The following is an 11947-nucleotide window of genomic DNA, read 5'->3' as shown; positions in this document are numbered from 1 at the left end:
GGAATACCGTTCCATATAATGGGAGGCGATCGTGAGCGTGACGGACGCGTTCGACGCGGTGGCGGGCACCTACGACCAGGCCCGGCGACGGCTGGTGCCGTGCTTTGACGCCTTCTACGGCACCGCCGTCGAGGTGGCCGCGCCACCGTTGCGGGCGGCGCTCGCCGCCGGGCGTACCCCCGAGGTGCTGGACCTCGGCGCGGGCACCGGCCTGCTCTCCCTGCTGCTGGCCGCCGCGGTCCCCGGCGTCCGGCTGACGCTGGTCGACGGCGCGCCCGCGATGCTGGCGGTGGCCACCGGCCATCTGGCCGCCCGGGGCGTGCCGCACCGCACGGTCCACGCCGACCTGGGCGACCCCCTGCCCGCCGGCCGGTACGACGCGGTGGTCTCCGCGCTGGCCGTCCACCACCTCGACGACGACGGCAAGCGGGCGCTCTACCGCCGGGCGGCGGACGCGCTGACGCCGGGCGGGGTGTTCGTCAACGCCGAGCAGGTGGCCGGCCCGACCCCGGCGCTCGACCGGCGCTACGACGAGGTGTGGACGGCGCGGATCACCGAGCGGGGCTCCGACGCCGCCGAGATCGCCGCCGCGCGGCAGCGGATGCGGCACGACCGCCCGGCGACCGTGGCCGAGCAGTGTCGCTGGCTCGCCGAGGCGGGCCTGGTCGACGTGGACTGCTTCTTCAAGGAGTGGCGGTTCGCCGTCTTCGGCGGGCACCGTCCGGGATGAGGTCGGCTGTCCGGTTCGCCGACCGGTGCGCGCGGGGATGACTGGTGGTCATACCAATGGGTAATCTCTCCGGCATGACCGCCAAGGTGACGCTGTCGTTCTCCGACGAGACGATCGAGGAGGCGCGCCGGTTCGCCAAGCGGGAGGGCCTGTCCCTCTCCGCCTGGATGGACCAGGCCGCCCGGGAGAAGGCGCTGCGCGAGGTCTTCACCGCGCACGCCGCCGCCGTCGGCCGTGCCGGCCTGGACCTGGAAGCCGCCGCCCTGGCCGACGCCCAGGAGGCCGCGCTGGTCGACGACGCCCTGTTCGGCGGTGGGCGCCCGCGTGCTGCGTAGGGGAGAGGTCTGGCGCATCTCCGGCGCCCGGGAACGGTTCGGCCTGGTGATCAGCTCCGACGTCTACAACTCCACCGACGTGCCGATCGTGATCGTGGCCGAGGTGGTCGAGGAGTCGCTGTTGCGCGACTCACCGCTGGCCGTCCGGATGGGCGGCTTCGTGGTGATGCCCGACCGGCTCTCCTCACCGATGAAGAAGTGGTTCAGCGAGTGCGTGGACGTGGCCGACACCGAGACCATGCAGCGGGTCGGCCGGGCGCTGCGCATCCTGCAGGAGCTGTGACCGCCTCACCGCCGCCGCCCGGCGGACGTGCGATCTCCGTTTCCGGACCGACGCGCGCGGGGCACCCCGGGGAAACCGGCCGTTCCTAGCGTCCCTCTCGTCACCGACGAGGAGGAGCCGCCGTGAGCACGCTCGCCACCAGCACCACCACGACCCCGGCGCCGGTCGCCACCGGCCGGCCCGGGCGGATCACCGAATGGCGTCCCGAGGACCCGGCGTTCTGGGCCGCCGGCGGCGCCCGGGTGGCCCGGCGCAACCTGTACGTCTCGATCTTCGCCGAGCACGTCGGCTTCTCCGTGTGGAGCCTCTGGTCGGTGGTGGTGCTCTTCCTCGGCCCGGAGTACGGCATCGACCCGGCCGGGAAGTTCCTGCTCACCGCCGTGCCGGCCGCGCTGGGGGCGGTGCTGCGGCTGCCGTACACGCTCGCCGTGGCCCGGTTCGGCGGCCGGAACTGGACCATCGCGAGCGCACTGCTGCTGCTCGTGCCGGCGGTGCCGATGGCGGTGCTGATCGAGCCCGGCGTGTCGTACGCCACGCTGATGGTGCTGGCGTGCCTGTCCGGGGTCGGCGGCGGCAACTTCGCCTCCTCCATGGCCAACATCAACCTGTTCTTCCCGGACCGGCTCAAGGGCCGGGCGCTGGGGCTCAACGCCGGTGGCGGCAACCTCGGCGTGCCGGCCGTGCAGCTCGTCGGGCTGGCGGTGCTGGGCGTCGCGGGCGCCGCGTACCCCCGGCTGGTGCCGGCGGTCTACCTGCCGCTGATCGTGCTCGCCGCGCTGGCGGCGGCCCGCTGGCTGGACAACGTGCCCGGGGCGCGCAACGAGCCGGGCGCGCTGCGGGCGGCGGCCCGGGACCCGCACACCTGGGTGATGTCGCTGCTCTACGTCGGCACGTTCGGCTCGTTCATCGGCTTCGGCTTCGCCTTCGGCCAGGTGCTCCAGCTCCAGTTCCACGACCGGTTCCCCACCCCGGTCGACGCCGCCTGGCTGACCTTCCTCGGACCGCTGGTCGGCTCGCTGGTCCGGCCGGTCGGCGGCCAGCTGGCCGACCGGCTCGGCGGGGCCAAGGTCACGTTCTGGAACTTCGTGGCGATGGCCGGCGGCGCCGCGCTGGTGCTGTACGCGGCCCGGGACCGGTCCTTCCCGCTCTACCTGGCCGGGTTCCTGGCGCTCTTCGTCTTCTCCGGGATCGGCAACGGTTCGACGTACAAGATGATCCCGGCGATCTTCCGGGCCCGGGCGGCGGCCGAGGCGGAGCGGACCGGCGACCCGGAGGCGGCGCGGCGGCGGGCCCGCCGGCTCTCCGGTGCGCTGATCGGCATCGCCGGCGCGGTCGGTGCCTCCGGCGGGGTGCTGGTGAACGTGGCGTTCCGGCAGTCGTTCCTGACCTCCGGCACCGCCGACGCCGCCTACCTGGCCTTCATCGGCTGGTACGCGCTCTGCTTCCTGGTGACCTGGGTGGTCTACCTCCGACCCGGGCCGAGTACGCTGGCCGGCGTGTGACCCGCGCCATGGAAAACGCGCAGGCCACGCGTGGTGCGACCCCGTTTTGACCTGCCGCCGGGCGGCCGGGTATCGTTGCCTGCTGTTGTACGACATTCTTAGGCGTGCCGCATCAGGTACGCTTGGTCGTTCGTGCGCGCTGGTTCGACTGGGAAGCCCCGGTTACCTCGGCGCGCGACCCCAGACCGACGACGAGACAAGGTAGACCTGTGCGTACGTACAGCCCGAAGCCGGGTGAGATCGAGCGTCAGTGGCACGTCATCGACGCCTCTGATGTCGTGCTGGGCCGCCTGGCGACCCACGCCGCCACGCTGCTGCGTGGCAAGCACAAGCCGACTTTCGCGCCGCACGTCGACACGGGCGACTTCGTCGTCATCGTGAACGCGGGCAAGGTCGCGCTGACCGGCAACAAGCGCCAGACCAAGGTCGCTTACCGCCACTCCGGCTACCCGGGTGGTCTGAAGCGGGTCGGCTACGACGAGCTGCTCACCAAGCGGCCCGAGCGGGCCATCGAGCTGGCCGTGAAGGGCATGCTCCCGCACAACAAGCTGGGCCGTCAGCTCCTCAAGAAGCTGAAGGTCTACGCCGGTGCCGAGCACCCGCACGGCGCGCAGCAGCCGGCGCCGTTCGAGATCAAGCAGATCGCGCAGTGAGCGCGGGCGAAGGAAGCAGCATGACCGACATCACCGAGACCGAGGTCGCCCCCGAGGCCACCGAGGCGCCGGCGCCCGTCGCGCGCGCGCCCCGCGGTGACCGCCCGATCCAGACCGTGGGTCGGCGCAAGGAAGCCATCGTCCGGGTCCGGATCGTCCCGGGCAGCGGCAAGATCACCTGCAACGGCCGCGACCTCGAGGCCTACTTCCCGAGCAAGGTGCACCAGCAGCTCATCAAGGACCCGCTGGTCACCGCCGAGAAGCCCGAGGCGTTCGACGTGATCGCCAACCTGCGTGGCGGCGGCACCACCGGCCAGGCCGGCGCGCTGCGGCTCGCCATCGCCCGGGCGCTGATCGTCAACGAGCCCGACGACCGCCCGGCCCTGAAGAAGGCCGGCTTCCTGACCCGTGACGCCCGGGTCAAGGAGAGCAAGAAGTACGGCCTCAAGAAGGCCCGTAAGGCTCCCCAGTACTCGAAGCGCTGATCACCACCAGCGACTTGTACTTCTGACGGACGGCCGGGTCCGCCTCCCCTCCCGGGAGGCGGCCCGGCCGTTCCGCGTTTCTCCTCTCAACGGCACGGAGGTTGGCGGGTATGGGCCGGTTGTTCGGCACGGACGGCGTACGCGGGCGGGCGAACGCGGATCTCACCCCGGAGTTGGCGCTCGCGGTCGCGGTGGCCGCGGCTCACACGCTGGCGGAGGCGGACCGGAGCCACCCGCCACTGGCGGTGGTCGGCCGGGACACCCGGGCCAGCGGCGAGATGCTGGAGGCGGCCGTCGTCGCCGGCCTGACCAGCGCCGGCGCGAACGTGGTCCGGGTCGGCGTGCTGCCCACGCCGGCGGTGGCGTTCCTCACCGCCGAGATCAAGGCCGACCTGGGCGTGATGCTCTCCGCCTCGCACAACCCGATGCCGGACAACGGGATCAAGATCTTCGCCGCCGGCGGGCACAAGCTGCCCGACGAGATCGAGACGCGGATCGAGGAGGCGGTGGAGGCCAACGCCACCACCGCCTGGAAGCGCCCCACCGGTGCCGGCGTCGGCCGGGTGAACGACCTGCTCGACGGCGCCGACCACTACGTCCAGCACCTGGTCGGCACCCTGCCGCACCGCCTCGACGGGATCAAGGTCGTGGTCGACTGCGCCAACGGCGCGGCGGCCGACGTCGCCCCGGTCGCCTACCAGGAGGCCGGCGCCGAGGTGATCGCCATCCACGCCGAGCCGGACGGGCTCAACATCAACGACGAGTGCGGCTCCAACCACATCGAGGCGCTGCGCGCCGCCGTGGTCGAGCACGGCGCGCACCTGGGCATCGCCCACGACGGCGACGCCGACCGCTGCGTCGCGGTCACCGCCGACGGCGAGGAGGTCGACGGCGACCAGGTCATGGCGATCCTCGCGCTGGCCATGCGGGACGCCGGCCAGCTGACCCAGGACACCCTGGTCGCCACCGTGATGAGCAACCTCGGCCTGCGGCTGGCCATGTCCGAGCACGGCATCCGGCTGGTCGAGACCAAGGTCGGCGACCGGTACGTGCTGGAGGAGCTGCACGCCTCCGGCCTGGCGCTGGGCGGCGAGCAGAGCGGGCACATCGTGCTGCCCGCGTACGCCACCACCGGCGACGGCGTGCTCACCGGGCTGCACCTGATGGCGCGGATGGCCGCCACCGGCACGTCCCTGGCCGAGCTGGCGTCCGTGGTCACCAAGCTGCCCCAGGTGCTGATCAACGTGCCGGTCGGCGACCGTACCGTCGGCGCCGCCGCGCCGGCCGTCCGCGCCGAGGTCGAGCGGGCCGAGTCCGAGCTGGGCGAGACCGGCCGGGTGCTGCTCCGCCCCTCCGGCACCGAGCCGCTGGTGCGGGTCATGGTGGAGGCGGCCACCGAGGCCACCGCCCGTGAGGTCGCCGAGCGCATCGCCGACCAGGTCCGCACCGCCAGCCCGGTCGCCTGACCGGATCCGGCCCGAGCGGCCGCGCGGTGGGCGTCGTTCCTGGGCGCCTGGCCGGGCGGCCGCCGTCATTCCTGGGCGAGGAGCCGCGCGGTAGGTAGACGGCGCAGCAGGTAGGCGGGGACGAGCGCGGCCAGGCAGGTGACCAGGACGCCCGCCAGGGCGGCCAGGACGGCGGTGGTGACCAGCGCTGCGGGCAGGTCACCGACGAGCCAGGCGGCGCCGCCGAGCCCGAGGCCGGCGCCGCTGAGCGCGCCGAGGCCGCCGAGGAACAGCGCCTGGTAGCCGACGAGACGGGTGAGCGCCCCGTCGGTCCAGCCGGTGGCCTGGAGGGCGGCCAGTTCGGTGGCGCGGTCCCGGACGTCCAGGTAGAGCACGTCCGCGACGGCGGCCGCGCCGAGGAGCACCGTGGCCACGGCGGCGAGGGTGTCCGCGCCGCGTACGTCCAGCGACACCGTGTCGCCCAGCAGGCTGCCGACGATCGCGCCGCGGAAGGCGTAGGCGACGGCGCCGACCACCGTGAGTGAGGCGACACCGATGGCGAGGGCGGCGGCGCCGAGCACCGTGCGCGCGGGGACACGGGCCAGGTTGACCACTGCCATTCCGGCGACGGTCCGGGTGCGGTGGGCGCGGAGGGCGGCGGCCACCGGTGGGCGCAACGCGGCGGCGGGGTGGGCGCGGGCGGCCCGCAGCGCGGGTGCCAGACCCGCGACCAGGGCCAGGAGCAGCGCCACCGGCACGGCGAGCAGCGCGCGGTCCCACTCGACGTCGATGCCGAGGGCGCGGCCCAGGGGGACGGCGAGGCCGACCCCGAGCAGCCCGGCGGCCAGGCCGAGCGTGGCGACCTCGCCGAGGACGAGCGCGCCGATGCGGCGTGCCGACCAGCCGAGGCAGGCCAGCACGGCGAGTTCGGCACGGCGGTCGCGGACGGCGGCGGTGACGGCGTTGCCGAGGAACAGCGCGCAGACCACGAGGACCAGCGCGAACAGCACGGCGCTCTTGCGGTCGACGGCCTTCGTGATGACCGAGGCGACGCCGAGGGCGGACCAGTTCTCGGTCAGCCTCAGGTCGGGGCGGCCGAAGGCGCCGGCGGGCAGGTCCACGGTCTGCGGCGCCGGCGAGGAACCGAGGGTGATGTCCACGTCGAGGCCGGTGGTGGTGGCGATCCGCTCGGCGATCAGGCGGACCCGCTCGGCCGAGCGCTCGTTGTAGCCGTCCACGTCGGCCACCCTCACCCGGATCGCGCTGATCGGCGCCTTGCGCTGCCGGGCGGGAGCGCCGACCAGCAGGTCCGGCACGCTGGCCAGGTTGGTGAGCAGCAGCGGCGGTGCGGAGAGGTAGCCGCCGGGGCTGCCGTTGGGCAGCAGCGGCCGGTCCCCCAGCGCCTGCCGGCTGCGGTCGTCGGCGCCCTCGACGGTCGGTGGCTCGTAGGTCTCCAGCGGCACCCGGGACAGGTCGTCGAATCCGGTCAACCGGAGCGGGTCGAACGTGCCGACCGGACGCCAGCTGTGGGAGAGGGCCTCGTCGCCGATGCTCGTCGGCACCTGGTTGAGCGGCCGGAACGACCGGTCGTCGGCGAGCCAGGACCGCTGCCGTCGGATCACGAACTCGGAGCCGTAGACCGACGGGTCGACAGTGACCGTCCGCGGCCGCAGGACGCCGTCCGGTCCCTCGTCGTAGTCGACCGGGCCGGCCTGCAACACGAGGTCGAGCACGCCGCCGCAGCACTCCCCGGGACGCTCGATCAGGTTCCGGATGTCCCCGAGGTAGCGGTCGGCGAAGTCCTCCCGCCCGCCGCCCGCCGGCCTGCCGGGGAGCGTGGCGAGGGCCGACCCGACCGTGGCGGCCGGCAGGCCGGCGATCCCGGACGGCACGAGCTGGCGGTACGTCGCCGAGACCGACCCGTCGACGAACGGGCGGCTGGTGGCCAGGACCGGGAACTCGGTGGCCTGACCCCAGGAGGAATAGTCCACCCGGGCCGGCCGGCGGTCCGGCGGAAGTGGGATGCCGTCCTGGATCGCCTTGTTCAACCCGACCAGCCGGTCCTCGGCCACCGGGTCGACGGCGGCGAGCAGCAGCGCGACACTGACCCCCACCGGGAGCAGCAGCCGGTCGGTGGGCGCCGGTGGCTTTCCCCGGCGGGCCGGGCCGAACTCGAACCGCCCGTCCGGTCGCAGGTGGGCCGCGCTGAGCGAGGTCATGTCGAGTTCGGACATGGTGGATCCGGCCGCGCCGTCGCTGGCGACCGCCAACGGGTCGCAGACCGGCAGCGAACGCCCGTCCGGTTGGACCTCGCGCGGGACCGCGTACTCCCGGCCGCAGGCGTCGACGGGGTGTTCGCTGCCGTCGGTGTACCGGAGCTTCCGGCCGGGCGGCCCGGAGAAGTCCGGACGGATCAACGGGTGCTTCGTGAGGTAGAGGTATCGGGGTGCGGCCCGCCCGACCGACCGACCACGGTCCGTGTCGAAGGTCAGGTCGATCCGGATGACCTGCCGGTCCAGGGTCGGGTCGACCGCGCCGGTGAGGTCGAGCGAGCCGCTGATGATCTGGTCGGCGTGCCCGAGCATCGCGATGGGCGCGGCCACCTCGATGCCGGGCAACGCCTTGACCTGGTCGTACTGGGCCGTGGTGATGCCGCCGAAGAGGCCGGACAGGTAGTTGGGACGGACCAGCCCGCGCTGCGCCTCCAGCGGGGTGCGGCTGCCCGTGGGACGCACGAGAATGTCGTAGGACGCGCGGGTGTGCCGTTCGAGGCTGCCGATCACGGCGAGCCGCGAGGTGGTGGTAGCCCCGGTGAGGACGACGAAACCGGTGGTGGCGACCAGGACGCCGGTCAGCAGTGCCACCGAACGGCCCGCACGCCCGCGCAGCTGTCGCCAGACGAATCGGAACACGCGCGCTCCCTCGGTCAGAGACGCAGGCGGGAGGCACGGTCGAACGTGTCGGCCGGATCCTCCCCGTCGGTCAGGTCCACGTCCTCGACGACCCGTCCGTCGCCGAGCCGGATCAGACGGTCGCAGCGGGCGGCGATCGCCGGCTCGTGGGTCGCGAGCAGGATCGTCATGCCGTGCCGGTCGCGCAGGTCGAGCAGCAGGTCCAGGATCTGGGCGCCGGTGGTCGAGTCCAGGTTGCCGGTCGGCTCGTCGGCCAACAGCAGCCGGGGCCCGCCCATCAGCGCCCGCGCGATCGCCACCCGCTGCTGCTGGCCGCCGGAGAGCTCCGCCGGCAGGGCCCGTTCCCGGCCGGCGAGGCCCACCGCGTCCAGCAGTTCGCGGGCGCGGGCGGCGTGGTCGGCCCGGCCCCGGCGCGGCAGCACCGGCGCGATCACGTTGTCCAGCACGGTGAGCGCCGGCAGCAGGTGGTAGCGCTGGAAGACGAAACCGACCCGCTGCCGGTAGCGGGCCAGGGCCGCCCGGCGCAGCGCGGTGACCTCCACGTCGTCCACCGTCACCGTGCCCCGGTCGGCCTGCTCGATCGCACCGATCAGGTGCAGCAGCGTGGACTTGCCCGAGCCGCTCGGGCCGGTCAGCGCCACCACCGACCCCGCCGCGATCTCCAGCGACACGTCGTCGACGGCGGTGAGCCGCTCGGGGCCGGTGCGGAACTGCCGGACCAGCCCGGCGATGCGTACCGTACTGCCCGTCGTCCCTTCCATTGTCACTCCTCTGCCAGCAGTCGTGCGGTGGGTAGGCGGCGCAGCAGCGCGGCCGGTACGAGCGCCGCCAGGCAGGTGACCAGCACACCGGCCAGGGCGACCAGCGCCGCCACGGTCACCAGGCCGGCCGGCACCTGGCCGACCACGAGGGCCGCCCCGCCGAGCCCGAGGGTGGCGCCGCCGACCGCGCCGAGCGTGCCGATGACGAAGCCCTCGTAGCCGATCAGGCGGCCCAGCGCCGCGTTGGTCCAACCGGTCGCCCGCAGCGTGGCGAGCTCGGCGGCCCGGTCGCGGATGTTCAGGTAGAGCACGTCGGCCACGGCGGCGGCTCCGAGCAGCACGGTGGCCACCGCCGCGAGGGCGTCCGCGCCGCGCACGCTGAGCGACACCGTGTCACCGAGCAGGCTGCCCACGATCGCGCCCCGGAAGGCGTACGCGGTGGCGGCGACCAGGGTCAGCGCGGCCACCCCGATGGCCAGCGCGCCCGCGCCCAGCATGGTGCGGCCGGGGCTCCGCATCAGGTTCACCAGCGCCAGGCCGGGCAGGGTGCGGGGTCGGCGTACCCAACGGGCCGCGGCGACCGGCGGACGCAACGCCTCGGCCGGATGGGCGCGCGCGGCTCGCAGCGCCGGCGCCACGCCGGCGACCAGCGCCAGCAGCAGGGCCACCGGTACGGCGACCAGCGCCCGCCGCCAGTCGATGCCGATGTCCAGGGCCGCGCCGAGCGGGAACGCCAGGCCGACGGAGAGGAGCCCGGCGGCGAGACCCAGCGCGGCGACCTCACCGAGGATCAACGCGCCGATCCGGTGGGCCGGCCAGCCCAGGCAGGCGAGCACCGCCAGCTCGGGGCGCCGGTCCCGGACCGCGGCGGACACCGCGTTGCCGAGAAAGAGCACGCAGACCACCAGCACCAGGACGAAGAGGGCGGCGCTCTTGCGGTCCACCGCCTCGGTGATCACGGAGGCGACCCCGAGTGCCGACCAGCTCTCGGTCAGGCGCAGGGCGGGACGGCCGTACCTGCCGGCCGGTAGCTCCACGGTCTGCGGCGCGGGAGAGGACCCGAGCGTGATGTCGACGTCGAGGCCGGTGACCTGGGCGATCCGCTCGGCGATCAGGCGGACCCGCTCGGCCGAACGCTCGCTGTAGCCGCCCACGTCGGCGACCCGGACCCGGATCGCGCTGATCGGCGCGGTGCGCTGCGGTGTGCCGGCGCCGTCCAACAGCTGGCCGGCGCTGGCGAGACTGGTCAGCAGCAACGGCGGCGCGGACAGGTAGCCGGCCGGGTTGCCGCTCGGCTCCAGCGGCCGGTCGCCCAGCGCGGCCCGGCTGCGGTCGTCGGCACCCTCGGCCACCGGCGCCTCGTACGTCTCCAGCGGCACCGCGCCGACGTCGCTGAAGCCGGTCAGCCTCTCCGGGTCGAACACGCCGACCGCCCGCCACTGGCGGAACGGGGTGACCGCGCCGCCGTCGGGCAGGGGAAGCCGGCGCAGGGTCCGCGCCCCGATGTCGTCGGTGAGCCAGGGGCGGGGCAGCCAGCTGAACTCGCGCTCCTTGCCGAAGATCTCGGGTGCGGCCGGTGGCGCCGGCGCGGCGTGCAGCTCGCCGCCGGGTCGCTCGTCGTACCTCACGGGGCCGGGCTGCGTCATGATCTGGAGCTGCCCGGAACAACAGCCCCCCGGGTCGGAAATGCCGGCCGCGAGCCGGCTCCGGTAGGCGTCCGCCAGCTCGGCCCGAGCCACCCCGGCCGGTGTGCCGGCTGCCCGCCGCAAACCGTCCTCCAGGTCGACGGCCGGCATTCCCGCCGGGCGGGCGGCGGGCAGCCGGGTGAGCGTGGCTCGCAGCTCGCTGTCGAGATAGGGGCGGCTGGTGGCGAGCACCGGGACCGACCGGTTGAGCGCGGTGCCGAGCAGCTTCTCGTCCACCGCGTCACCGGCCCGCAGGGGGCGGCCCGTCGTCACGGCGCCGGCGAGGCCGACCAGACGCTGCTCCGCGTCCGGGTCCACGGCGGCGAGCAGGAACGGCACGGTGACCGGCTCGGTGAGCGTCAACCGGTCGGAGATCGCCGTCGCGGCGTCGCCGTTCTCCGCGAGCACGTGGTTCTCCGCCTCGAAGCGGCCGTCCGGCAGCAACCGGACCGGCGTGACCCACCAGTTGTCCCGCTCGGAGAGCGTGGCGCGGTTGCCGATCAGGGCACCCCGCTGCGGGTCGCAGATCGGCCGGCTGCTGCCGTCCGGCTGCACCTCGCGCGGGACCGCTCCGCAGACCTCGTCCACCGGATAGCGCCTGCCGTCGGTGTAGCGGAGCTCGTCCAGATGTTCCGGGTCGACTATCGGATGGATGAGGGGGCGTGTGGTCACGTACACGTACCGTGGCTTGCCCGGCGCGGTGGACAGGCCGCGCTCGGCCACCCAGGTGGGGTCGACCCGGATCACCTGCCGGTCGAGGGACCGGTCGACCGCCGAGGTGAGGTCCAGCCGCAGCGGCACCGCCGAGGTCGAGTAACCGATCATCGCGATGGGCGCGGCCACGTCCACTCCGGGGACCGTTCTGACCTGCTCGTACTGCGCTGTGGTGATGCCGCCGTAGGTGTCGGAGAGGTAGTTGGGCCGGACCAGCCCGCCCGTGGTCTCCAGGGGCGTGCGCGTCCCCTGTGGGCGGACGAGGATGTCGTAGGCGGCCCGGGTGTTGCGCTCGACGGTGCCTTCGACGGCCAACCGCGAGGTGGTGGTGGCGCCGGTCAGGACGACGAAGCCGGTGGTGGCCACCAGCACGCCGGCCAGCAGCGCCACCGACCGTCCCGCACGGCCACGAAGCTGCCCCCAGACGACCTGGAACATGTCG

At 74.1% G+C, this 11947-nt stretch carries 10 protein-coding genes; 7 read left to right on the top strand and 3 right to left on the bottom strand.

Annotated elements, in window-relative coordinates:
* Nucleotides 1-31: 31 nt before the first annotated feature.
* From ACN27B_RS05560 to glmM, 7 genes are all read left to right on the top strand, one after another.
* Nucleotides 32-730: a class I SAM-dependent methyltransferase gene (locus ACN27B_RS05560; protein ID WP_396824070.1), complete on the top strand. Its 699-nt coding sequence runs from the start codon at nt 32-34 to the stop codon at nt 728-730.
* A 74-nt stretch (nt 731-804) separates the two neighbouring features.
* Nucleotides 805-1065, top strand: coding sequence for a DUF6364 family protein (locus tag ACN27B_RS05555; RefSeq protein ID WP_098747860.1), 261 nt, complete (start codon nt 805-807; stop codon nt 1063-1065).
* Nucleotides 1043-1348 (top strand): hypothetical protein, encoded by a 306-nt coding sequence (locus tag ACN27B_RS05550; RefSeq protein WP_172967920.1) that lies wholly within the window; start codon nt 1043-1045, stop codon nt 1346-1348. Before ACN27B_RS05555 ends, ACN27B_RS05550 begins: the two co-directional genes overlap by 23 nt.
* A 122-nt stretch (nt 1349-1470) precedes the next feature.
* Entirely contained in the window at nt 1471-2850 is a 1380-nt protein-coding gene (locus tag ACN27B_RS05545; protein WP_422743780.1) for an MFS transporter, read from the top strand.
* 209 nt (nt 2851-3059) lie between these two features.
* On the top strand, nt 3060-3503 hold the full coding sequence (gene rplM, locus ACN27B_RS05540; RefSeq protein ID WP_091570221.1) for a 50S ribosomal protein L13: 444 nt from the start codon (nt 3060-3062) through the stop codon (nt 3501-3503).
* Between the two features lie 20 nt (nt 3504-3523).
* Complete coding sequence (gene rpsI / locus ACN27B_RS05535; RefSeq protein ID WP_088998399.1) at nt 3524-3988, top strand: 30S ribosomal protein S9; 465 nt, start codon at nt 3524-3526, stop codon at nt 3986-3988.
* 110 nt (nt 3989-4098) lie between these two features.
* The gene (gene glmM / locus ACN27B_RS05530) at nt 4099-5454 is read left to right on the top strand and encodes a phosphoglucosamine mutase (protein ID WP_099163658.1); all 1356 of its coding nucleotides are present in this window, start codon (nt 4099-4101) and stop codon (nt 5452-5454) included.
* Nucleotides 5455-5519: 65 nt separating this feature from the next.
* On the opposite strand, the gene ACN27B_RS05525 is transcribed toward glmM, so the two are convergent.
* From ACN27B_RS05525 to ACN27B_RS05515, 3 genes are read right to left on the bottom strand one after another with little or no spacing between them, the layout of a single operon-like run.
* The gene (locus ACN27B_RS05525; RefSeq protein WP_422743777.1) at nt 5520-8345 is read right to left on the bottom strand and encodes an FtsX-like permease family protein; all 2826 of its coding nucleotides are present in this window, start codon (nt 8343-8345) and stop codon (nt 5520-5522) included.
* A 14-nt stretch (nt 8346-8359) separates the two neighbouring features.
* Nucleotides 8360-9106 carry an ABC transporter ATP-binding protein gene (locus ACN27B_RS05520; protein WP_099163660.1) on the bottom strand — a complete coding sequence of 249 codons (747 nt, stop codon included), beginning with the start codon at nt 9104-9106 and terminating at the stop codon, nt 8360-8362.
* 2 nt (nt 9107-9108) lie between these two features.
* Nucleotides 9109-11943 (bottom strand): FtsX-like permease family protein, encoded by a 2835-nt coding sequence (locus ACN27B_RS05515; protein WP_422743774.1) that lies wholly within the window; start codon nt 11941-11943, stop codon nt 9109-9111.
* Nucleotides 11944-11947: the final 4 nt, after the last annotated feature.

Origin of the sequence: Micromonospora sp. WMMD754 (assembly GCF_049315235.1) — a bacterium.
Taxonomy (GTDB): domain Bacteria; phylum Actinomycetota; class Actinomycetes; order Mycobacteriales; family Micromonosporaceae; genus Micromonospora; species Micromonospora sediminicola.
The sequence above is the reverse complement of the archived record's forward strand: the minus strand, read 5'-3'. Positions and strand labels throughout refer to the sequence as shown.

Bases quoted from the DNA above. Each gene is read 5' to 3' on its own strand.
- glmM (WP_099163658.1), top strand. From the start codon at position 4,099: ATGGGCCGGTTGTTCGGCACGGACGGCGTACGCGGGCGGGCGAACGCG.
- rpsI (WP_088998399.1), top strand. From the start codon at position 3,524: ATGACCGACATCACCGAGACCGAGGTCGCCCCCGAGGCCACCGAGGCG.
- ACN27B_RS05520 (WP_099163660.1), bottom strand. From the start codon at position 9,106: ATGGAAGGGACGACGGGCAGTACGGTACGCATCGCCGGGCTGGTCCGG.
- ACN27B_RS05555 (WP_098747860.1), top strand. From the start codon at position 805: ATGACCGCCAAGGTGACGCTGTCGTTCTCCGACGAGACGATCGAGGAG.
- ACN27B_RS05515 (WP_422743774.1), bottom strand. From the start codon at position 11,943: ATGTTCCAGGTCGTCTGGGGGCAGCTTCGTGGCCGTGCGGGACGGTCG.